Genomic DNA, 21,918 nt, shown 5'->3' with positions numbered 1-21,918 from the left:
TGGACGTTTCCTTTCGGCTAACTCAACCGAGTTCTTTGAAATCGCCTGACATCCTCTTTCAATAACTTATTTGCCAAGGTTTACAGACAGATCGATATGGAGTAGCTGGGTCAATGCAAAGCAGTTTCTCTCTCCTGCTAATCATCCTTCCATTCGCCTCAAGCCCCTTTGGTTGCCTCCAGCTAGAACGGGCACTCTAAGCCAGATATCTCTGCTCTGGCAACCTTTTCCATGTCTACGCTCATCTCTCTCATCACCACGGTCTACAACCGCTCATCTTTCCTCTGTGCAACGATCGACAGCATCCTCGCGCAAACCTACCCCCATTTTGAACTCCTAATTTGGGACGATGGCTCTACTGACAACTCAGTAGAGATTGCCCAGCACTACGCCCGCTTAGACCCACGAGTGCGCGTCCTCGTCTCCCCCATTAACCAAGGAATCTCGATCGCCACCAAATCGGCGATCGCTGCCACCACCGGGCAATATTTCGGCTTAGTAGACAGCGACGACCTACTCGCTCCGACTGCCCTAGAAGAGACGATCGCAATTCTAGACCAGTCACCCCATGTCGGGCTGGTTTACACCAACTACCACTTGATCGACGAGCAAGGACGAGACTGTGGACTCGGTAAACTGTGCCGCACCCCCTACTCAAAAGAACAGTTGCTCGTGGACTTCATGACCTTCCACTTTCGCCTCATTCGTCGCACAGTTTATGACCAAGTAGGTAGCATTGACGAGTCATTAGCGGTCGCCGAAGACTATGACCTCTGCCTCAAGCTGTCCGAAGTCACCGACATACATCACCTCGACCAAACTCTTTATTATTACCGTCGCCACTCTAATAACATCATCCGCGATCGTCTCAACACCCTGCACTGGACTCAAAAGGTGATTCGTAATGCCCTCCAGCGACGCGGACTCGATCAGCGCTATGAGCTTGACCTGCGCGTCACCGCTCACTTTCTCCTCCAGCCCAAATCCACTCTTGCACGACCGCCAGAACGTTTACCTCTTCAGACTCAAACGCTTGCCCCGATCGTGTCGATCGTCATCCCGGTCTACAACGCCGCTCCTCGCATTGCTGCCTGCTTAGAGAGTTGCTTTCAGCAGACCTACCCTCACTTGGAAATCATCGTCGTGGATAATAACTCCACGGACGACTCTTTGGCGATCGTTAAACGGTACGCCGAAACCTCTCCCCATCCCCTCAAAATTGTTCAATGCCCTATTCAAGGCGCAAACTTCGCTACGGTCAAGTCGCAGAAGCTTTGGTGACGATCGTGCAGGGGTCAAAAAAGAAGGTAAATGAAACTGAGGGAAGTCAGTAGATGGAGTTCGATTCCCTTGAAATCACGCTGAGTTCTGCACTTATCAATGCTCCGATTCAAACACTGCCGTTTGTGACTGAAATCCCGTTATTCACACCTCTTTTCAGCCAGGAGCGCTTCGTGGTTTATCGCTTTTTGGAGCAACTGGGGCAGCAAGGTTGGTTCGCACAAGTGATTCCCGGTTAAGCTCAGATTCAGCCAGGGCATTAGAACTGTCACAAGCGCAAACGTAAATTGCTATTTGATCTAGACAACTAGAAAACTGAAGAATCAAAAATAGAGACTAAGATAAAGTTGTAGCGAGTTTGCTTTAGCATGTGATAGAACTAGAGCAGGTAGGTGTCGAACTGTAATCTACCAAAAGGACGTAAAGAATATAATTGTTCAGAACCAGAAATTAAAAATATAAACATCTGTTGTTTTTAATTCTGAACCCCTCAGAGTAGATTAGGCAATAGATAGGTCAACCCCCTCTAAAGTATGCAAAGCGAAGCACCCATTTCAAAGCCCATTCGATCGCTGGATGACGCGATCGAACGCTGTCAGATTTTAGGAATGCGCCTGAGCCGTCAGCGTCGTTTTATCTTAGAGCTACTTTGGCACGATCAAGAGCACCTATCTGCCCGCGAAATCTACGATCGTCTCAATCGCCAGGGCAAAGACATTGGTCACACTTCGGTTTATCAAAACCTAGAAGCCCTCTCTGAGCAGGGTATTATCGAGTGCATTGAGCGCTCAGACGGTCGTCTCTATGGCAACGTCAGTGATGCTCACAGCCACGTCAACTGCATCGACACCAATCAAATTTTAGACATTCACATCGACCTGCCCGAAGATCTGATTCGTCAGGTAGAGGCACAAACAGGCATACGCATCACTGAATATCATATTGATTTCTACGGCTATCGCGCCGAGCAAAACACTTAGAGCTTTTGCCTGCAATTTGGGGTTGCTGAAGTCATGAGTTTGGCGAGTTCATAGCCGCATTCATCAACGCCCACACCCTTAATCTATTTGGGGATCGCCCTGAGTTGCGTGATCCCCAAATTTTAGGTTTCATCTCCTAACTGCTCCTTGGATGAAGTCAACCGAAATTTGGCTGATTTGATGGCGTAATTTTCTGATATTCGTGATTCAATAGCCTCAAACGCTCTGCAAAAATCCCTCAGTGCTGGATTGTCTTATTCAATCGCTTATCACTTTTCTGGACATTGCGCCCGGAAACCCGCTATCTCTGAGGGGATATTGAAGCAGCCACAAGCAAGTAGGGTTGAGCTTGCAAAATCGGCTCAATCAAATGCCAAAACTGACTGTAGAATAGCCAAACCTGACCTGTGAGATCGCTGAATTCATGGCTAGAAAACCCTCGACACCCTCCTGGCTTCAGGTCTTTCAAAAATCTAAATCTGAGGATGCAGACCATTCATTGCCTTCTAACCCGTCGCAGAATGACCAACTAGAAGCCGATCTAGAAGTCATTCACGAAGATGTTGAACCCTCTACTCAACCCGAAAGGCAGACTGCGGAAAATCGTTTTGTCAGACTTCAGAAAGTCGCTGCTCGAAAGATCTCATCGGGCACTCAAGGCACCTTTCAAACGTTAAGCCCGATCGCAAAGGCTTGGAAGTGGCAGCTAATCTGGTTAGGCATTCTCGGTGCCGCAGGCGGAACTGCGATCGCAGCCTTTATCTGGCTCTCAAAAGTTCCCCCAGCCGTTGACTGTAAGCAAATCTCTACCTGGTCGGCTGAATCTGAACGGCTGTTTTGTGCCCAACAAAGTGCAGAGTCAGGAAACCCAGCGCAAATTTTAGAAGCGATTAAGCTGGTCAAAGATTGGACACCAGAGCACCCGCTCTATGGTCAGGCGAAGACGCTGATGCAAGATTGGTCAAATGCCCTGTTAATTTTGGCGCGCGATCGAGTCACTCAAAAAGACCTCAAAGGGGGCATTGCGTTAGCCAATCAAATCCCGGCATCGAGCGCAGTTTATAAAGAAGCTCAAGCCGCCGTTAAACGTTGGCGAGAAGAATTTAATAAAGGGCAAATTCTCTATGACAAGATTCTTGTCGCCCTCAAAAAACAAAACTGGAATTTAGCCTCTGAGCATATCGCCTCACTCAGCTTGGTTAACGATCCCTCGTGGCAAGATCGGCTAGGTGAGATTCGGCAGCGCACCACCGACGAAAAAGTCGCGTGGCAATATCTGAAAGACGCGCGAAGTTTTGCCAAATCGACTTCGCCTGAGCAGTGGGGACGGGCGATCGCCATCACCGATCCCATCAATCGTAAAACCTTTGTCTGGGCACAAGCCAAAACCGAAGTATTGAAGTGGCGCAATACCGTCTTTGGGCTAGCGGTAGTGCGTTTAGACAAGCAGGATTTAGTCGGGGCTAGCACGCTGGTTAGCTCAATTCCGGCTAGCGTCAAACTCACCTCAGACAACCAAGACTTAATTCGCTTGATTCGGGCAAAAGAGATTTATGCCGACACTGACTATCGACAGCCTGCTTTAGAGCGCCTCGCTCCGCTGTGGCTGGCGACTCAGCTATTGAGACAAATTAATTCGCAGAGTCCTTTCTATGCTCAGGCAAAAGCACTCTTGCCCCGATTAGACCTGCAAGCTCAAGGGGTCGTGCAGCTCAATGTCGCCAGCACTTTGTCAAACGTGCAGCAGTTGCCCGTGCTGAAAATGGCGATCGCGCAAGCCAAACAAATTCCGCTCAAGCATCCGCGTCGCCTTCATGCCCAAACGCTGTTAGCCCAGTGGGTAAAAGAAGCCCAGTGGATGGAAGACCGCCCCGTGTTGCGGCAGGCTCAACAGTTGGCAAAAACGGGCAAGCTCGACCCGCTGCGATCGGCAGTGGCGTTAGCGAGTTTAGTAAAGCCTAGACGGGCACTGTCTCAAGAAGCGCAATCGAGCATTGTGGACTGGACGGTGCAGATCCAAACGATCGAAGACAAGCCGATTTTAGATGAAGCCAAAGCCGTGGCAAACTCTGGCAAATTGGGGCAGGCGATTCAAGTGGCTTCGAGGGTGCGATCGGGTCGAGCGCTCTATGGAGATGCCCAATATCTGATCGGGGAGTGGGTCTATCAGATTCAGATTGTCGAAGATCGTCCGATTCTCAATCAGGCGAGTAGTTTGGCAAACGGCGGCTATTTAACGCGGGCGATCGACGTAGCCTATCAGATTGCACCGGGACGCGCCCTTTATCGAGAGGCTCAAGGTGCAATTGCGCGCTGGTCAGTTGAGCGAGCCGCAATCTGGAGGGCACGAGAGCAAGAGGCAGCAAGGCAGCGTGACTTAGAGCCAGAGCCAACGCCAGAGACATCCCCGGAGCCAACTCCGCCACAGTAAGGAGTGTGGGATTATGGAAGTGATGGAGTAGGAGAGGGGGTCTGTGTCGCTCGATCGTCCGCCAAGTCGTTTGTTACAACTGATGCTAATCGAGGCAGACCCCATTTTGCGGTTAGGGTTGCTGACTGGGCTGGGCCGATTTGCCGATCTGCAAGTGGTGATAGCAGAGACTGGCGCATCGGCATTGAGAACTCTGGCGGATCGCAAGCGGAGCGGCACTCCGCTTGACCTGATTTTGGTTGACTTGGAGAATAGCGGACTGTCCTCGCGATCGCTCTTAGACCTTGAGTTACTGCGACAGCTCAAAACTCAGCATCCTGACTACCCCATTTTGCTGATTGGGTCATTGCCTGACACCAAGCTGATAGAAGCGGTGCAGAGAGGCGTTGAAGGATATTGTCCTAAAGGAAGCTCGATCGCAGAGTTGGTGACGGCGATTAGGCAAGTGGCGGCGGGTCAGCCTTATTGGGATATACCTTTGACGATCGCCCCTTCACCCGCGCAGTTACGTCCGTTAAGACGAGTGCGAGAAACGCTACGATCGTCCAGCCTTCAACAAATTGAAGCGGCACTGATCGAACTCAACGCCCAACTTGCATCGCCTGGGCTGTCACGGCTCGACAAAACCGTTCTCTCTGGGCGACGTAGAGAACTTAAAGCGGCTCGATGGTTGGTGAAGCGAGTCCTTTCTAGCTCAGATTCAGTGCTAGAGCCAGCGAGAATTTTACCACCTGAGTTGAGCGGGCAACGGCTGCGATCGCTTCCCTCCAGTGTTCAACTTGTGCCCGCTCAGCCTCCAGAAATGACGGCTAGAGATCTTCAGGAACGGTTGTTTGATGACATCTCCGCCAAACTGCAATCGAGCTTAGAGAATCTAACCCATTTGCCGTTAGAAATTGACATTTTCCGTGCAGAACGCAAGCGAGAACTGTTCTACATTATTTTGCGGCAGATTGAGGCGAGTTTAGACGAGCTGCGGTTTTCTCAAATTCAGCCCGGTCAGCTTGCTGAAAAACACCTCGTGATCTTGCGAGATTTGTGGCAAGCCATCACGATCGACTTCTTCGGCAGATATTACACGTTGCGCGTCAAAAACCAAGAAATAGAAGTCGTGACGGCATTACTTCAAGATGAAGAAACGGTTCAGGCAGAGATTCTTAATAAGATTCCTTTAGTCACCGATTTGTATGCTCACTTACTATTTCAGACAGCCTTAACGATCGACAATGCCGACGCTCTGATCGGCTCTCCTGAAGCGATCGCTCGTGCCGCAGATCTTTTAGAAAATCTCACGATTCAGCTTGCCAACGCGGTCGTGCAACCCTTGCTGAATCGGTTTTCAGATTTAGAAGTCATCAAACAGAGTTTTTACGATCGTCGCTTACTCTCGACCCGCGATATTGAACGCTTTCGGAATGATCTATCCTGGAGATATCGTGTCGATCGCTATGTTGCCGAACCGACCGCCATCTTTGAGAGTCAACATCGACTATTTGTGTTTACTCAGTCAGGAATTAGACAAGTCTTAATCTATGCACCACGCCGCGGTGAGCTTGAGCAATTAGCAGGTGTGCAATTAGCTGTGACTCTGGCATTAGAAACGCGAGATGCGATTTCGCCTCGATTAAAAGCCGCGATCGGGTTTGTCGGCAGTGGTGTGATCTACCTGCTCACCGATGTGATTGGGCGCGGACTGGGACTGATTGGGCGCGGCATTGTCAAAGGAATTGGGAATGCTTGGCAAGATAGCAAACGATAGACCACGATAAATAACCTGAGTTCGGGATAAGTTCCTGCTCCGTTTCAGTTCCCTTCGCCCCCTAAATCCCCCAAACTTGGGGGACTTTGAAGCAGAAAGATCGACCGCGTTCAAGAAATTGTGCCCATTCCAAGTCCCCCATCATGGGGGATTTAGGGGGCGAGACGCTCGGCATTGGACGATCAAACTATCGCAGGCTGCACAGGAGACTAGGTTCAATCGCTAGGCAGGCAATGATTAACCCGAACTCAGGTTAAATAGACTTCCTGCATGAATCTGGATAGCTCTCATCCCCAAGGAGAAGGGAGCCAGAACTCTCCTGTTCCCTCTCCTTGGGGAGAGGGCTAGGGTGAGGGCAGAGTATTTATACAGGAAGTCTAATCAGTGTAAGTTTTGACTTTTGAGTCTTGAATCGTAAAAATGTCTGTAGAATGCACGTTATAGCGTTGCATAGTCAGAAAAACCGCCTCTGATTTTGCACGATCGCGATGAAATGAGTCACTTTTTAAGAGATCTCACATTTTTCTACTTCTCTCTTTAGTCTCTAATTAAGCTCAACGGGAGCGCACATATGATTGAGTCCCTACTTGGTGCATTCACACTGATTATTCTTGGATACATGATTGGTTCTGTCAGAATCATTGACCAGGGTGACGAAGCTTTGGTGCAGCGATTAGGGCAGTATAAACGCACCCTAAAGCCAGGGCTAAACTTTGTGATCCCGTTTCTAGATACCGTTTTAATCGAAACCGTTCGAGAACAGCTCTTAGATATTGATCCTCAACCCGCGCTGACAAAAGATAACGTGCCGATCGAGGTGGATGCGATCGTCTTTTGGCGAATTTTAGAGCTTAAAAAAGCCTATTATGCGATTGAAGATTTAGAAGAAGCCCTCAAGCAACTCGTGATCACAAGCCTGCGTGGAGAAATTGGTCGGCTCTCTCTAGCGGAAGCCGTTTCATCTACCGATAAAATTAACACTCAACTCCGTAAGCCTCTTGACGAAGCGGCTCGCAAATGGGGCATTGAGGTGATTAGTGTGGAAGTGCAAGCCATTAACTTGTCTTCTGCTTTGAGAGAGTCTTTAGAGCGAGAGCAGATTGCCAAGAATGAGAAAAACGTAACGCTTACGAGAACAGAAGCAACGGTGAAATCGATCGAAGACCTGGCGCGAGCATTGCAGGCTCAACCCAACGCGCAAGACGTATTGCGTTATCTAGTCGCAAAAGATTATGTCAACGCCAATTTAGAGATTGGCAAGAGTGATAACTCCAAAATTGTCTTTATGGATCCTAAAGCCTTGAATGAGGCCATTACAGATTTGATTAGACCCTCTGAATTTGAGCAGGGTTCCGGCAATTCTTCGCGGGGAAATGACACTAATTGATGGGGCAGGGTCGCCAAATGGCATCTGCAACGCGGCAAGCGTCGTGCATTTCTGCGACATCGTGAACTCGTAAAATATCGGTGCCGCCGACGATCGCGCTCACACACGCTGCTGCCGTTCCCAAAACTCTTGTCTGTGGATCTGGCTGGTTAAGAATTTGACCGATAAAGCTTTTGCGAGATACGCCGACCAAAATCGGACACCCCAACGATCGAAAAACGGAAAGCTGGCGCAGAATTTCTAAATTCTGCGCTGTTTTTTTGGCAAAGCCGATGCCGGGATCAATGATGATTTGGCGGCGATCGATCCCCGCCGCGATCGCCGCCTGAATTCGCGCTGCTAAAAATTGCAAAATCTCGCCGGTCAGATCCTCATAATCAGTCAGCGTCTGCATGGTTTTGGGAGTGCCACGCGTGTGCATCAAGACGATCGGCACTCCCAGCTTTGCCACAGTCGAGAGCATTTCTGCGTCAAACGTTGCGCCAGAGATGTCGTTGATCAGATCGGCACCTGCGGCGATCGCAGCCTTTGCCACCTGCGATCGAGTCGTGTCAACCGAGATGGGCACCTGAGAAAATTCTGAGTGTTGCCGCAAGGTTTGAATGATGGGAATGACGCGATCTAGTTCTTCCGCTAACGTCACTTCCTCCGCATTCGGTCGGGTAGATTGTCCGCCAATATCTAGAATGTCGGCTCCACTCGTGACCATTTTTTGCGCTTGATTGAGGGCAGATTCCAGGGTGTTAAACTGTCCGCCATCGCTAAAGCTATCAGGGGTGACGTTTAAAACACCCATCAAATAAGTTTGCTGACCCCAACTAAAGGTGCGATCGCGCAGAGTCAAATCTGAGAAAAGAGAACGAGTCATTCCGTACACTTTATCCTGTCCATCGACTTACTTCTTCACAACTGTACTAAAACGTCCAGATCGACACGGTACACTGGGGAAACCCCTTGAGGAAACGTTAATGGCACGAACACACGCTGATAAAACCGAAACACCTGCACAGGAATTACCTGTGATTTCAGACACTAAAGAATCAGACCCTCAAGACACCGAAGCGATCGACGAAGCGTTACCCGAAGTAGAAGAGTCACCCCAAGTAGAAGACCCTCAAGATGTTGATAGCATTTTAAATGCTCTCAAAACCTTGTTGAGTACCGTAGAAAAGCTTCAAAAAGTGCGGCAAGAAGTGGGTGACATCAAACCTTTGCTCGTGCGAATGTTAGACGGAGAACTAGTAGCTGAAGATTTAGAGCAACTTAAAACCGGAGTTGGTGGTCTTTTTCGCTTAGTTCGCGCCTACGGTGATCACCAATCTGCCCTCGCAAAAGCGCAGCCAGCTAGAAGTCTATTAGATGAAGTTCTAAAAACGCCTAACGTTCGCTGAGAGGGAGTTTATCGAATGAAAAGCTGGCTCGATCGGCATTCAAAAGTGATTTCTATCTTGAGATAGACACTATGAGCCGAGATTGAGCCAGAAGAGAGCTTCAGCGTGAGACAGGCTGACTTCAAAGTAGCCTACGACACAGAGAACTGTGATTAAAAAGATGAGGCTAAATCGCTTCATAATTTGTTTCCTCAAACCTATTTTTTGCGGGTTGAAATTGTTGACTATTGCCAATCTTGAAAGCTAACACTGAGTCCGCTAGTTTGTTGTTGCAACTCAGCTTTGTCAAACAGCCCACTTGCGAGAACCGACTGTCCGGGGTTTAGGGTTTGGTTCATAAAAATGGGAACGATCGTAATAGGCATATTGGCATGATTAATCTGTAGTCGAACCACTTCTACTTGAATGGGAGAACTGCTGCGATTGGTGACGATGGCTTTAACCTTTGATGACAAAAACTCTTGATCTTGAACTTCTAAACTGAGGTTAGTCACCACGATCGGGGCGAGTTCAGCCATGTTTGCAAGATTGCACAATGAGGTGAGGTTGATCGTCTGATGAGTTGAGCTAACCATATAGCACAGTGAGTCTTGGGCGATCGCAAAAGGCGGCTCAGATGAAACTGCGGGGTGAGCAAACAGAACGATCGCGGTAGATGCAAGAATTTCTTTAAGCATGACTGTCTCTATTTGAGGACTTTAATCAACTAATTCTCTCGTTGCTTTTGACGTGATTTGTTCAGGTTATAAAGTGTGATCGAATAGCGCTTTTGTCGTAATGCCTAAACCAATCAGCGTCATAAATAAGGCACTCATCGCCGGAAACAATTTGCTTTTAGATGCCTGAAGGGGCAGTCGCTCAAACCAATCTTTGGCGTAGACTAGCGTTAATCCAATTCCGGTCAAAACTGCTGCTAGACCTAAACTAAACGCGGACACCAATGCCAGCCCAAAGCCGATTCGACCCAGCGCGATCGCGCTTAACAACACCACTAATGCCGAAGGGCACGGCAACAACCCACCTGAGATTCCGAGTGCTAAAATGCTCGACCAGGTGATCGGAGAACCATCAGCACCGGGCGGCAGATGAGAATGTCCGTGATTGTGATTGTGATGATGATCGTGACTATGAGTGTGATCATGATTGTGGTAATGTTCGTGACCATGATCGTGTTTCGGTTCGGACATCGATTTTTGGAAGAGTTGAGAAATGCGCGATCGACGAATCAACAAATTCAGTCCAATTCCTGTGACTAGCACACCAGAAATTACGTTTAGCCAAGGATATAATTCCTCAGTTAGGACAAACTGAGAGGTGCCAAGCGTCACTAGCCCCAACGCAAAGATACCAATGGTATGAGTCAGCGTTACGGTGAGTCCTAGAAAAAGGGCGTGATGAACTTTGCTGCGAGAACCTACCAAATAGGCACCCACGATCGTTTTGCCATGACCTGGAGACAGCGCGTGTAAGCCACCCCACACAAACGCGATCGCTAGAGCAAGCAACGTTGCAGGAAGGCTGTGTTCTTCTAAAGTGATCAGGCGAGTGAAGGCATCATTACTTCTGCCGCTCAATACCTGACTTGTTGGACTAGAAAGCTGTGTAGGCGATCGCGCGATGGATTGATGACTGGGCAAAACCGGATTAATTGTCAAAGAAATCTGGCGCTGATTGAGCGGGCTACTCAACAGATCAGATGGATAGTCTGTCAGGCGTTTTGTCAGGCTAGAAGCAATGAAGTTGCCCCCAACCGGAACGTTAGACGACACCGTGATTTCACGCCAGCCCAGACGCTGCGGGTAGGAAGTGTCTTCAAACTCGATCGTACTCGGTGATGCGTTGTTAAGCAGTTTTCCCGGCGCGGTTCCTGCGGAGTTGCGCTTTGCGCTAATCGCCCCTTCAAACCCACAAGTCAGCCGTAGAGTCTCCAACCCGCCCACTCCAGGAGGAAATTCGACACTTGAGCGATTTAGAGAGAGTGCTAGCGGCTTTTTGTTGAATCGCAGATTTAGATCAGAATGAATCTCACGGCATTTATCAGCCGGATAATCAACAGTTTCTATCGCATCTGCTTTGTGGTTGCGATCGCGATCGAGCTGACGAATCTCCTGAAAAGCTGGAATCTCAGCCATGTCTAGAACATAGTCGATCCCTACTCTATCTCGCGAAATTTGCAGCCCTGCATAGTGATTGATGGTGAAATTGCCGAGCGGATGTGCCTCTGCAAAAGGCATCCAGAGAAAGACGAGAGCGATCGCAGTTAGGCACTTTAGCAAAGTTTTCATAACAATCTGATTAGTTGAGAAGAGATAAGTGAGTACGCTTCGGTTCCTTAAACAGCAACTCAGGCTCTGAGGCTGACAGCACTTCGAAGCCTTTTACCTTAGCCAGCTCTGCCTCAGTCAGTCCCCCATATTGTTCGTTTGCCTCCGAGGTCATAAACACATAGCGCTCTATTTGAGTACCTGCAATACAATCCATCACAAACACCCCAGGCGCACTCTGAATTAGATAAGTGAGATTTGTCCCTGCCACCTTGAGGTCAAACTCTAGTTGCCACAGATCCTCGATCGTTTGAATTTCGCCAAAGATCACTGCAATGTCAGACGGGCTGTTAAATCCATAAAAACGTCGTTGCATTGTTACTCCACTTCAGAGGGTGATAGGTTGGCTAAAGCTTGACGCGCCTCAGCCGCATATTTGTGATGAAATTGAGGATTGAGACGCAGCGCCTCGCTCAGTTGTTGAATGGCAGTCTCGCGATCGCCGCAGTGCAGTGCAATTATGCCGTGATGAAACCGCAGCAGCGCGTCCTCGGTGCCATAGCGCGTCGCTTGCTGAATTGCTCGTTGTGCGGCTTGCCATTGCCCATTTGCGGCGGCTGCCCAAGCTAAGGTATCTTCGGCATAGATATCATCTCGAAGGGCAACTTCTCGTTGAGCAATCTCTAACGCTTCGGGTAAGTGGATACGGTGGTCGAGATAGTAGACGGCTAAGGCACGATCGTAGATGCCTTTAACCTGACTCAGACGTGCCACCACTTCGATCAGTTCTGCGGTGGCGGCGGCTCCCTGCCAGTCTCCAAGCGCTTGTTGAGCGTCTGCCTTATATGCCAACGTTTCGACGATGGGCACCCGATCGATCCCCTGATTAGCGGACTCTAGCGCTGGTTGCCAGCGATGCTGTGCAGCATAGAGTCGAGCCAGCCCTGTAAACGCAGCCACATCGTCAGGAAAGAGAGCGATCGCTTCTCGATATCGCTGCTCAGACTGGGTGAAATCGCCAGCTACAAATGCCAAATCTCCAGCCCGAACATGAAACCAAGCACGAGTCTCGGCTGGGTTTGTGTAGAACCCGTCCATTTGCTGCATGGCTGAGTCCATCAGTTGCCGCGCCGATGATAAGTGTCCGGTTAACTCTAAATATCGGGCAAGTACCGCACTGTGACCTGAGTTTTCATCTGATTCATCAGTCATTTGCAAGAATTGACGGGCAGATTCATAGTCGCCCAACTCCATCTGAATCGAGGCTTTGAGAGCGGCTAAACTGACATCTCCTAACGCCGATTTTTGAGCCTCGGTGACGACTTGCAAAGCTTCTTGAAACCGATGCTGAGAGAGCAACGTTGAAGCGAGAAGCATCGAAGCCACTCCATTTTGACGGGGTTGAATTGCCAACGATCGTCGGGCTGCTTGTTCGGCACGGAGCAAGTCTTCTACATCTGCCCGTTCTCGAAAGCGCTTGAGATATTGATCAGTCAGCAATCGCAAAAGCAGAAAGGAATCAGGAGATTGGCGCACCTGCTGCTCGTAGTTGTTGATGATCCGATCGCGCTCTAGATAATCGGGAAAAACCAGATCTGAGGTCTTTTCAACCTGCGGCTGACGGACAGAAAATGGCTCTCCACCCATATTTAACGAGAGTGTAGATGGCTGTCCTAATAACAACACAATTAAGCTAACTAGTCCCCAAAATAGCCCTAGCGATCGTCGAGTCATAATACCAATTTGATTTGTGAATGTAACAAATTCACATGAGGGCACGACATGCCGTGCCCCTAGCGCGATCGTTCCTCTAAAGGGGGTTGCCTAAATAAGGAAATTTGGGCAGAAAGTTGGCATCATTGGCACCCACGTTGTCACTGGTCAAGGCAGGAATGGCACCGTCTTTAATTCCAGTCACTGCGTCACCAAAAACAACTGATGCCGTCACATCAATCACGTCGTCTTTGGGTCGTCTGCCGCCAAAGTTTTGACCTAACTGAGTGCCAAAATAGCTCCCGGTTGGTTTAGACAAGTCGGCTTTGATAACATCAGGAATCGCGACAGAAATAACTGCATCTGCAATGCCTTGGGGTCGTCCGATCGTTTTCACAAACGTGCGAATAAAACTAGATTGATTGCCAGCATCGCCAGTCGGGGTCTTAAGGTTACTGTTGTTATGCGCTTTAAAGTCCATAAACAGTTCATTCAGCGCTGGAACTGCTAACCGCTCAATCTGGGCATAGTTGCCGCTTCTGAGTTTAGGAGTCTGAACGCTGGTGGTCATCCACGCCCCAATTTTCCCTTTTCCTAGAAGATGTCTGGGTAGCTCGACCACGATCGAGTGAACATTAAACGGAGCAAGCGTATCTTGGGCTTGACCCGGCGGTCGAAACGAGACGACTGTAAGCGGTGGGCCAGGGTTGGGTTGAAGTTGATAGTTACGATCGGGCAAAATCTTAAAGAACTGCTCTAGATCAAAGAAGAAGGGATCTTTGCGCGTTCCAACAAAAACTTTCAACCCCTTGCGGGTCGAAAACGCCTGATTCAAAGCACCGACACCCGTTGCGCCTACCAGCGTTGACTCAGTTCCAACTTTGCGAGGGCGACCGGGGCCAAACACCGACACAGATTGCTTGCGTCCTCTGCCATTCACCCGAAATTGCAGCACTAAATCTTCAACATTGTCACCCGTATTATCAATCTTAAATTGATAGAGAACAGCAGGGTCAAATGGTCTGACCTCACCCCGCGTGATCAAGGGGTCAAAGTCCATTGCTAAGACAACTTTGTTGGGATCGCTAGGACTCTCAAACACATACAGATCGGTGAGATCGGCGGCGGTCAGCTTGTTAGCTAAAAAGGTCGTATCTTGGTGATCCGAAGCCCTAGCAGGAAGGGCTGAGTTAAAAAACATCGTCAACAACACGATCGCACCGATTCCAGTGATGCGAACCCAGCGTTTAGTCAGTTGCTCAAGGGTCTGCCTAATAAAGGCAACCACACGATCGCGGGCGCAGTTCTCTAGGAAAGAGCCGCTCTGATTAATCAGGGTATAAACGATACCCCGAACACTAATTCTCATAGTTACCCTCTTTAACACTCTTCATCTTTGATGTGAACTCGGAAACAGCATTCTGAAAACATTCTCAGAAAAAAGGTCGCTGTTCTAAGAAGACATACGCAGGTATATACGCGGACGAATCTAAGTTGGATTCGTAAAAAACGAAGAGGTTTGTAAAAAATCGACGAAAACGATCAGCTCTAGAATTTGCTAAGTTGATGATTTACTCAACCTAGAATGCTACCTGAGATAGATGAACTAAAGATTTGTGAATGAACCAGAAGTTTGATTTTTGTTGGCAAATCTCACAGTAGGCTACGGGAATGAGTACAAAATCTGCCCGTTCTTATATTGTTCTGTCGATCGTCGCCGCGATTGTCACGATCGCCCTAAAAACATCGGCTTACTTCCTAACCGGATCGGTCGGCTTGTTATCAGACGCACTTGAATCGGGAATCAACTTAATTGCAGCACTTGTCGCGTTTTGGGCCCTCTCCTTTGCCGCTAAACCGCCCGATGCCGAACACGCCTTTGGGCATTCTAAAGCTGAATATTTTTCGAGCGGGTTGGAAAGTGCCTTAATTATGGTGGCTGCTGTTGGCATTGCCATTGCTGCATGGGGAAGACTGTTTGACCCACAGCCGATCGAGCAAGTCGGGTTAGGACTTGCACTATCACTAGCGGCGACTGCGCTCAACGGCGGCGTTGCTGTTATCTTGCTACGAGCGGGGAAACGGTTACGATCGATTACTTTACGTGCCGATGCCCATCATTTGTTAACCGATGTCTGGACTTCAGCAGGGGTGGTGATTGGAATCTTGGTTGTGGAGTTAACGGGTTGGCTGGTTCTTGATCCGATCATTGCGTTAGTTGTTGCAGCAAATATTATTTGGGCAGGATTTCGGCTCCTTCGCGAAACGGGTTCGGGCTTGCTGGATCGATCGCTACCTGCCGATGAACAACGAGTAATCATGGATCTCCTCATGCCCTACCAAGAAAAGGGAATTCAGTTTCATGCGCTGTTAACACGAGTTGCCGGATCGCGTCGCTTCATCTCCTTTCACGTCTTAGTGCCCGGAGAATGGACAATTCAGCGAGGTCATGATTTGTGTGAAGAAGTTGAGCTGGCGATCGCGCAAACCCTTCCCGGAACTCATGTTCTCACGCACTTAGAGCCATTAGAAGATCCGTTATCCTGGGATGACCAGACCTTAGATCGAACCTCTAGAAATTAGCACCACAAGCATTGACAAAATCTTGACTCGCTTGCCAATGCTCTACATATATTTAAAAACGTCTGAACATCTATTCAGATATTAAGATAATGCGGTACTATGATGAATCAATTCGGTGTTCTCACAATCAAAACGACCAAATTGTTTGGCGAGTCGTCGATCGCTCGGATTTTAGAACTGGTCGAAAACGCCAGCAGCAAGAAAGCCGAAACTGAGAAATTTATCCGCAAATTCGCCAAAGTTTATACTCCGATCGTGGTCTTTCTTTCATTAGCAGTGGCAATCATTCCGCCCTTGTTGATGACTAATCCGATCGATGCCGATCGCTTTCATTGGGTTTATAACGCTTTAGTTCTACTTGTCATTTCTTGTCCTTGTGGGTTAGTGATTAGTATTCCGCTTGGCTATTTTGGTGGTGTTGGCGGTGCGGCTAAACGCGGCATTTTAGTTAAAGGCTCAACCTACTTAGGAACGTGGATTTATTAAGGTGTAACTTCTCGCCATCTCCCTAAGGAGCTACGGTGTACACCAATCTTTGTCGCTGCGTTTGGGTCGCTTCAGCCCCCTAAATCCCTCATTCTGGGGGACTTTGAGCTAAGACTCTGGTTTCAAAGTCCCTCACTCGTGGGGGATTTAGGGGGCAAAAGTCTCGGCGATGACAAATCAGAGGACTTTTACAGGTTATTTAATCCACGATCCTTAGACACACTGGCAGTCGTGATCATGACCGATGCTCCATCCAAAATTGCCGAGGCGATTCTAATGGGCAGAAAGACCCACAGAATTGTGATTCAAAACATTGTCATGGCAATGGCGATCAAGGCGTTTTTCATCTTGCTGGGTGCATTCGGGCTTACAACGCTGTGGGAAGAAGTGCTTGCGGATGTGGGGGTTGCGCTGCTTGCCGTCCTCAATGCGAGTCGAGTTGCAAAATGAAGCATCTTTGGTGTGTTGAAACCTAGTCGCCATCACCCGATTGTTTCTCTCACTTGAGGCAGCACTGATTTAATTTTTTGAAGTATCCAGTTTTGTCCATGCCTGAATCACCTGCTGCATCGCTTTAGGAAGATGGGTTGTCTCTAAATCAACATACTGAGTCAGGCTCCCCGCGCTTTGCAGTGTGGTCGTGGGATAATCAGCTAACACTGCCTCAGTGAGATAGTTTAGACCATTAAGATTGAGAAATCGCTGCGCTTGTAGCACCTGCTGAAACTGCTCAATCTGTTGCTGAGACAATCGCTTGATCACCACTGGGCGAGAGCGAATATTAGGAGCCATAATCGACTGGGTAATGGCACCATCTGTCGTTAGCGTAATCTGTGTGACTTTGCCAGTGAAATCGCCGCTAACGATCGATCGAAAAATCACACTCGGCTCGATCGGAGGCTTATTTTCCTCTAAAATAAACGCAGGCACCAAACCGCCTCGACTGCCACTTGCGGTAGGATTTTGAGCCATTCGATTTCCGTCTTGATCGAGGTGATAAACCCAACTGCGCTTGTTGCCCGCGACAATCACCTGCCACCCTTGCAGAGCAATTTTAGTGCAGCCTCGCCCCGGCGTAAAGATGCCTAGACAGCCATCCCAAATTGCAGATTTCACCTCGGCAATTCGCAATCGAGCTACTGGAACGCGCACATCTTTTGCCACCTGGCGGAGCAACCGTTGGCTGACGATCGGGGGCAATCTAGCCGTTGACTGAGGCTCTAGCCGAATCACGTTAGCAGTTTTATCGGTGCGATAGATCCAAGTCTGCTGATTGGCACTGGCTTCGACGCGCCAGCCCTCGACTTGAGCCTGCAAGCAACTTTCGGCAGCACCTCCCAAACCCAAACAGCCGTCTGACCAGGTTTGCGGCGTAAAGCTAACAATCGTGATGTCCTGTGGCGTGATGTCCTGTGGTGGGATGTTGAGCCGCTGGGAGAGATCTTGGCGAACGGCTTGTTCGACCGATCGCGGCAACTGCACCGATGATTCAGCAGCGACCAGATTAGAGGACTGCTTAGAGACGTGCGAAGCCATTGCAGATTGGTTTGAGACTCCAGTGCTGGTCATGAGCATCAACCCGGTTAGCGCAAGGACTGCCATTTGCCGAGGAGACTTTAGTAGGGTTTGTTGAGTGCGAGTCATAACTTGAACGGTTTAGAAACATTTGAATGATGGTTCTAACTTAAATCAAGCGATCGGGGCTTCTAACTGCCGTTGCCAAATCTGTTACGCTATGTCACTTTGAAAAATAAACCGATCGGCCAGTTTGCTCGTTTCAACGTCAAAGGGGTGAGTATGCAACGAATGATCTGTGATCAGCTCAATATTATCGAACGAGGAAAAGGAACTCCATCGCTCATATTTCTTCACTACTTTGGAGGATCATCAGCCTCGTGGTCTGAGGTGATCACTCAACTTCAAGAAACGGCTCACTGCATCGCGCCTGATCTGCCTGGCTTTGGCGAGTCAGAACCGATCGTTGAACGCACTGTAGAGGCCGTTGCAGCTATCATTGCAGAAATGATTCGTCAGCTTGATCTCCAGCATTACATTCTCGTTGGTCACTCAATGGGCGGCAAAGTTGCGCTTGCATTGGCGGCCACTCAACCGCCGGGGTTACAATCACTGATTTTGCTGGCTCCTTCACCCCCAACACCAGAGCCGATCGCCGCGTCAGAACGATCGCGTCTGCTGCAAACTCACGGAAACCGATCGGCAGCCGAAGAAACCGCTCACAAGATTACGGCTCAAGGCCTAAGTGAGGATGCCTTCGAGCGAGTCGTTCAAGACAATCTCCGCAGTTCTCAAGAGGCGTGGCAAGCCTGGTTAGAATGTGGCAGCCGACAAGACATTTCAGCGGCAATAACCACTATTACGGTTCCCGTTCTCGTGATCGTGGGGGCTGAAGATGCTGTGATTCCTCAAGCGTTGCTTCAGCAAGAAGTTGTGGCACCGCTTACAGAGCGCAACTCCGCAGGAACCGCCAATGCCCAATTAGTAGTTGTCCCCAATGTAGGACATTTGCTGCCGATCGAAGCCCCTCAAGCGATCGCTGATTTGATTCAAGCCACATACTCCAATCCTGCGTGACTAGAAAAGAAAATTAACTAAAACCCAGTAGCCAACAATAGTTCCTAAAACACCCAACCAAAGATATGCCTGGTTCATAAGAAACAAGGTGATAAATTAGTCAACAAGATTCTTTAGTTCTAGAACAAAAACGAGGGGTGAGCATCTCTCAAACAGTAGAAATCGTGATTTGCATAAATCTGGTTTACTTGTAAGCAACGCTGGTTAGGATGGGGACAAGACGCTTTTTTGTAGAGAAAAGACACAATCTTTAAGGAAACTCTCCCCAATATATCCTTACTGTATTGATTGAGGTTTTTACGCAAAATCACGTATAAATACTTATCGATAAAGAACAGAAAAGTCATATACCTGAGGAGTAAGTCAGATTTATAAACAGGTGAAGATGATCGGTGTGAAAACTACTCTATTGACATTGTTAACTTTAGCGTCTCTGCTAGCTTTTCCTCGCACAGCACTCGCAGACTTTATGGCTAACAGTGGTAGCGGTGGCTACTACGATAAAAACACAAGCCAATCGTATCGCTATGAATACGAAGTATGGGCAAACAACAACAACACAGCGTATACATTAAAAGTTTGGGATTCACAAAACTATCCCAACGGTTCGCCCTATAGATCATCCAGTTTTGAATCTGCTCGTCAGGCATTAGATTACTTTGATTGCCACTACGCTCAAAAACAAGACATTTGCAGACAGATGAGATAGAAGTCACCGTCATCAAAGAAACCGTTCTCATTTTGTAATTTATGGTGGAGAGTCAGGAACCAGCAGCTTTGCTTTTCTGACTCTTTTTGGTAACAGCACACGGCAGGCTTTTAACCCGATCGTTAGTCATCGGCAACGGCTACTGATTACAATGAAAGCGATTGTGTCATCCTCACCCAAAATAGGGCTGAGGGCTTTTAAGTAACCAGGACTAGACTATGACAACGATTTTGGAACAGGGAAACATCAGTATTCATACTGAGAATATTTTTCCGATTATCAAGAAGTGGCTCTACTCCGACCACGAGATTTTCTTGAGAGAGCTGGTGTCTAACGCCGTAGATGCCATTCAGAAACTCAAAATGGTGTCTAACTCGGATGAGTTTTCGGGTGAGATCGGCGATCCAGAAATCGTGATCACGATCGATCCCGAAAACAAAACGCTTGCCGTCTCTGACAACGGCATTGGCATGACTGCCGATGAGGTGAAGAAATATATCAACCAGGTGGCGTTCTCTAGCGCTGAAGAATTCGTTGAGAAATATAAAGCCAGTGCCGATCAGCAAATCATTGGGCACTTCGGACTCGGTTTCTACTCGTCCTTTATGGTTGCAAAACAAGTCACGATCGATACTCTGTCTTACAAAGCCGACTCGCAGGCAGTGAACTGGTCTTGTGATGGCTCGACTGAGTTTAAATTGTCAGAGGGCGATCGCTCAACTCGCGGCACTACCGTTACCCTCGCACTGCAAGACGAAGAACACGAGTATGCAGAACCCTATCGAATTCGGCAACTGATCAAAACCTACTGCGACTTTCTGCCCATCCCAATCAAGTTAGAGGTGATCGAGCCACCCAAAGAAGGCGAAGAAGCCAAAGCGCCCGAACAAATCAACCGCCAAAAAGCGCCTTGGAAAGAGTCGCCCAAAAGCCTCAGCCAAGAAGACTATTTAGAGTTTTATCGCTACCTCTATCCGTTTCAAGAAGAGCCGTTGCTGTGGGTGCATCTGAACACAGACCATCCTTTTGTCGTCCAGGGCATTCTCTACTTCCCGAAGCTGAAGCCCGATGTTGATGTCTCTAAAGGACAGATCAAACTATTTTGCAATCAGGTGTTTGTCAGCGAAAACTGTGAGGAAGTGATTCCCAAGTTTCTGCTGCCGCTGCGGGGTGTGGTCGATAGCGCCGACATTCCGCTGAATGTGTCGCGGAGTTTTTTGCAGAACGATCGCACGGTGCGCCGGATCGCAGACTACATTGCTAAGAAAGTCGGCGATCGCTTAAAAGAATTGTATCGCGACGATCGAGCGCAATATATCCGATCGTGGCAAGATCTGGGCACCTTTGTTAAATTTGGCTCGATTAACGATGACAAATTCAAAAAGCAAGTCGAAGATATCCTGATCTATCGCACAACATCTAATCTGAGCGATGACATCCCGAAAGTAGAAGTGCAAACCGCAGATGGAGACGCTTGGGAAGACACTTCTAACGCAGTCAGCAACACGGTTGATGGCAAATCTTACACGACGCTAAAAGAATATCTAGAACGCAACAAAGAACGTCACGAAAATCGGATCTTCTATTGCACCGATGAAGTCACTCAGGCAACTTATGTGCAGCTTCACACCAGTCAGGGCTTAGAAGTCCTGTTTATGGATTCGTTCATTGACAGCCACTTTGTTAGCTTCTTAGAGCGAGAATATTCGCAGGTGCAGTTTTCACGAGTAGATGCTGAGTTAGATGACACGCTGATTGACAAAGAACAGGCTGAAATCGTCGATCCTAAAACCAATCAGACTCGCAGTGAACAAGTCAAAGAACTGTTCCAAAAAGCGCTCAACAAGCCGAAGCTGATCATTCGCACCGAGGCACTAAAAGGAGACGATCCTGCTAACATGCCTCCCGCGATGGTTCTTTTGCCAGAGCAACTGCGCCGGATGCAAGAGATGAATGCGTTGTTGCAGCAGCAGAATATTCAATTCCCTGAAGAACATATTTTGTTAGTCAACACGACTCATCCGATGATTCAAAACTTGATTAACCTCAGTCAGGGCGCGATCGTCACTAAAGGTCAATCGCCTTCAGCAGAACTCGCTGACATGATTTGTCATCATGTTTATGATTTGGCGCTGATGGCACAAAAAGGCTTTGACGCTGATGGCATGAAAGCGTTTGTCGAGCGATCGAACCAAGTGTTAACCAAGTTGACCGATCGGGCGGCTCACTAATTGATGATTCGCAGTTCGCAGTGCTCTGATTTTCATTGCGGACTGCAATCTGCTACGCAAACCTCCGAGGTTTTGGAAATGCGTAAGTCCTGCTTTAGATTGAGCGCCTTT

Annotated in this window: 20 protein-coding genes; 13 read left to right on the top strand and 7 right to left on the bottom strand. The window is 48.5% G+C overall.

What is annotated here, in order from left to right; all coding sequences use genetic code 11:
- The first annotated feature begins 231 nt into the window (after positions 1-231).
- From BRW63_RS08120 to BRW63_RS08095, 6 genes are all read left to right on the top strand, one after another.
- Positions 232-1,281: a glycosyltransferase family 2 protein gene (locus BRW63_RS08120; RefSeq protein ID WP_073070403.1), complete on the top strand. Its 1,050-nt coding sequence runs from the start codon at positions 232-234 to the stop codon at positions 1,279-1,281.
- Between the two features lie 53 nt (positions 1,282-1,334).
- Entirely contained in the window at positions 1,335-1,520 is a 186-nt protein-coding gene (locus tag BRW63_RS08115; protein ID WP_073070402.1) for a hypothetical protein, read from the top strand.
- Between the two features lie 294 nt (positions 1,521-1,814).
- Positions 1,815-2,261 carry a Fur family transcriptional regulator gene (locus tag BRW63_RS08110; protein WP_073070401.1) on the top strand — a complete coding sequence of 149 codons (447 nt, stop codon included), beginning with the start codon at positions 1,815-1,817 and terminating at the stop codon, positions 2,259-2,261.
- A 424-nt stretch (positions 2,262-2,685) separates the two neighbouring features.
- Positions 2,686-4,692, top strand: a complete 2,007-nt coding sequence (locus tag BRW63_RS08105; RefSeq protein WP_073070400.1) for a hypothetical protein — start codon at positions 2,686-2,688, stop codon at positions 4,690-4,692.
- A gap of 43 nt (positions 4,693-4,735) precedes the next feature.
- Entirely contained in the window at positions 4,736-6,451 is a 1,716-nt protein-coding gene (locus BRW63_RS08100) for a DUF3685 domain-containing protein (protein WP_219898624.1), read from the top strand.
- Between the two features lie 571 nt (positions 6,452-7,022).
- On the top strand, positions 7,023-7,838 hold the full coding sequence (locus BRW63_RS08095) for an SPFH domain-containing protein (protein ID WP_073070399.1): 816 nt from the start codon (positions 7,023-7,025) through the stop codon (positions 7,836-7,838).
- Here the strand turns inward: BRW63_RS08095 and folP are convergent.
- On the bottom strand, positions 7,831-8,706 hold the full coding sequence (gene folP, locus BRW63_RS08090; protein WP_073070398.1) for a dihydropteroate synthase: 876 nt from the start codon (positions 8,704-8,706) through the stop codon (positions 7,831-7,833). The genes BRW63_RS08095 and folP overlap by 8 nt on opposite strands.
- Positions 8,707-8,806: 100 nt before the next feature.
- Here folP and BRW63_RS08085 point away from each other — a divergent pair, with 100 nt between their 5' ends.
- On the top strand, positions 8,807-9,229 hold the full coding sequence (locus BRW63_RS08085; protein ID WP_073070397.1) for a hypothetical protein: 423 nt from the start codon (positions 8,807-8,809) through the stop codon (positions 9,227-9,229).
- Between the two features lie 224 nt (positions 9,230-9,453).
- Here BRW63_RS08085 and BRW63_RS08080 read toward each other — a convergent pair whose 3' ends face one another.
- The 5 genes from BRW63_RS08080 to BRW63_RS08060 form a co-directional block, all read right to left on the bottom strand.
- On the bottom strand, positions 9,454-9,906 hold the full coding sequence (locus BRW63_RS08080) for a hypothetical protein (protein ID WP_073070396.1): 453 nt from the start codon (positions 9,904-9,906) through the stop codon (positions 9,454-9,456).
- 66 nt (positions 9,907-9,972) lie between these two features.
- On the bottom strand, positions 9,973-11,514 hold the full coding sequence (locus BRW63_RS08075) for a nickel/cobalt transporter (protein WP_073070395.1): 1,542 nt from the start codon (positions 11,512-11,514) through the stop codon (positions 9,973-9,975).
- A gap of 10 nt (positions 11,515-11,524) precedes the next feature.
- On the bottom strand, positions 11,525-11,869 hold the full coding sequence (locus tag BRW63_RS08070) for a hypothetical protein (protein WP_073070394.1): 345 nt from the start codon (positions 11,867-11,869) through the stop codon (positions 11,525-11,527).
- Between the two features lie 2 nt (positions 11,870-11,871).
- Positions 11,872-13,227 (bottom strand): tetratricopeptide repeat protein, encoded by a 1,356-nt coding sequence (locus tag BRW63_RS08065; protein ID WP_073070393.1) that lies wholly within the window; start codon positions 13,225-13,227, stop codon positions 11,872-11,874.
- 76 nt (positions 13,228-13,303) lie between these two features.
- Complete coding sequence (locus tag BRW63_RS08060) at positions 13,304-14,575, bottom strand: DUF4331 domain-containing protein (protein WP_083582773.1); 1,272 nt, start codon at positions 14,573-14,575, stop codon at positions 13,304-13,306.
- Between the two features lie 302 nt (positions 14,576-14,877).
- Here BRW63_RS08060 and BRW63_RS08055 point away from each other — a divergent pair, with 302 nt between their 5' ends.
- The 3 genes from BRW63_RS08055 to BRW63_RS08045 all read left to right on the top strand — a co-directional run bounded on the left by BRW63_RS08055 (position 14,878) and on the right by BRW63_RS08045 (position 16,725).
- Positions 14,878-15,789: a cation diffusion facilitator family transporter gene (locus BRW63_RS08055; protein ID WP_073070392.1), complete on the top strand. Its 912-nt coding sequence runs from the start codon at positions 14,878-14,880 to the stop codon at positions 15,787-15,789.
- Positions 15,790-15,888: 99 nt separating this feature from the next.
- Positions 15,889-16,275, top strand: coding sequence for a P-type ATPase (locus BRW63_RS08050; RefSeq protein ID WP_280523188.1), 387 nt, complete (start codon positions 15,889-15,891; stop codon positions 16,273-16,275).
- Between the two features lie 237 nt (positions 16,276-16,512).
- The gene (locus BRW63_RS08045) at positions 16,513-16,725 is read left to right on the top strand and encodes a hypothetical protein (RefSeq protein ID WP_181314419.1); all 213 of its coding nucleotides are present in this window, start codon (positions 16,513-16,515) and stop codon (positions 16,723-16,725) included.
- Between the two features lie 69 nt (positions 16,726-16,794).
- On the opposite strand, the gene BRW63_RS08040 is transcribed toward BRW63_RS08045, so the two are convergent.
- Positions 16,795-17,919 (bottom strand): tautomerase family protein, encoded by a 1,125-nt coding sequence (locus BRW63_RS08040; RefSeq protein ID WP_073070391.1) that lies wholly within the window; start codon positions 17,917-17,919, stop codon positions 16,795-16,797.
- A 153-nt stretch (positions 17,920-18,072) separates the two neighbouring features.
- On the opposite strand from BRW63_RS08040, the gene BRW63_RS08035 reads away from it, so the two are divergent.
- From BRW63_RS08035 to htpG, 3 genes are all read left to right on the top strand, one after another.
- On the top strand, positions 18,073-18,867 hold the full coding sequence (locus tag BRW63_RS08035; protein WP_073070517.1) for an alpha/beta fold hydrolase: 795 nt from the start codon (positions 18,073-18,075) through the stop codon (positions 18,865-18,867).
- A gap of 394 nt (positions 18,868-19,261) precedes the next feature.
- Positions 19,262-19,576 carry a hypothetical protein gene (locus BRW63_RS08030; RefSeq protein WP_143162026.1) on the top strand — a complete coding sequence of 105 codons (315 nt, stop codon included), beginning with the start codon at positions 19,262-19,264 and terminating at the stop codon, positions 19,574-19,576.
- A gap of 218 nt (positions 19,577-19,794) precedes the next feature.
- Positions 19,795-21,807: a molecular chaperone HtpG gene (gene htpG / locus BRW63_RS08025; RefSeq protein WP_181314420.1), complete on the top strand. Its 2,013-nt coding sequence runs from the start codon at positions 19,795-19,797 to the stop codon at positions 21,805-21,807.
- The last annotated feature ends 111 nt before the right edge of the window (positions 21,808-21,918 follow it).

Source organism: Phormidesmis priestleyi ULC007, assembly GCF_001895925.1.
GTDB lineage: Bacteria > Cyanobacteriota > Cyanobacteriia > Leptolyngbyales > Leptolyngbyaceae > Phormidesmis_A > Phormidesmis_A priestleyi_A.
The sequence above is the reverse complement of the archived record's forward strand: the minus strand, read 5'-3'. Positions and strand labels throughout refer to the sequence as shown.

Coding starts and splice junctions, on each gene's coding strand:
- BRW63_RS08065 (WP_073070393.1), bottom strand. CDS start 13,227: ATGACTCGACGATCGCTAGGGCTATTTTGGGGACTAGTTAGCTTAATT.
- BRW63_RS08085 (WP_073070397.1), top strand. CDS start 8,807: ATGGCACGAACACACGCTGATAAAACCGAAACACCTGCACAGGAATTA.
- BRW63_RS08120 (WP_073070403.1), top strand. CDS start 232: ATGTCTACGCTCATCTCTCTCATCACCACGGTCTACAACCGCTCATCT.
- BRW63_RS08040 (WP_073070391.1), bottom strand. CDS start 17,919: ATGACTCGCACTCAACAAACCCTACTAAAGTCTCCTCGGCAAATGGCA.
- BRW63_RS08060 (WP_083582773.1), bottom strand. CDS start 14,575: ATGAGAATTAGTGTTCGGGGTATCGTTTATACCCTGATTAATCAGAGC.
- BRW63_RS08070 (WP_073070394.1), bottom strand. CDS start 11,869: ATGCAACGACGTTTTTATGGATTTAACAGCCCGTCTGACATTGCAGTG.
- folP (WP_073070398.1), bottom strand. CDS start 8,706: ATGACTCGTTCTCTTTTCTCAGATTTGACTCTGCGCGATCGCACCTTT.
- BRW63_RS08105 (WP_073070400.1), top strand. CDS start 2,686: ATGGCTAGAAAACCCTCGACACCCTCCTGGCTTCAGGTCTTTCAAAAA.
- BRW63_RS08045 (WP_181314419.1), top strand. CDS start 16,513: ATGACCGATGCTCCATCCAAAATTGCCGAGGCGATTCTAATGGGCAGA.
- BRW63_RS08055 (WP_073070392.1), top strand. CDS start 14,878: ATGAGTACAAAATCTGCCCGTTCTTATATTGTTCTGTCGATCGTCGCC.
- htpG (WP_181314420.1), top strand. CDS start 19,795: ATGACAACGATTTTGGAACAGGGAAACATCAGTATTCATACTGAGAAT.
- BRW63_RS08110 (WP_073070401.1), top strand. CDS start 1,815: ATGCAAAGCGAAGCACCCATTTCAAAGCCCATTCGATCGCTGGATGAC.
- BRW63_RS08095 (WP_073070399.1), top strand. CDS start 7,023: ATGATTGAGTCCCTACTTGGTGCATTCACACTGATTATTCTTGGATAC.
- BRW63_RS08115 (WP_073070402.1), top strand. CDS start 1,335: ATGGAGTTCGATTCCCTTGAAATCACGCTGAGTTCTGCACTTATCAAT.
- BRW63_RS08035 (WP_073070517.1), top strand. CDS start 18,073: ATGCAACGAATGATCTGTGATCAGCTCAATATTATCGAACGAGGAAAA.
- BRW63_RS08075 (WP_073070395.1), bottom strand. CDS start 11,514: ATGAAAACTTTGCTAAAGTGCCTAACTGCGATCGCTCTCGTCTTTCTC.
- BRW63_RS08080 (WP_073070396.1), bottom strand. CDS start 9,906: ATGCTTAAAGAAATTCTTGCATCTACCGCGATCGTTCTGTTTGCTCAC.
- BRW63_RS08050 (WP_280523188.1), top strand. CDS start 15,889: ATGATGAATCAATTCGGTGTTCTCACAATCAAAACGACCAAATTGTTT.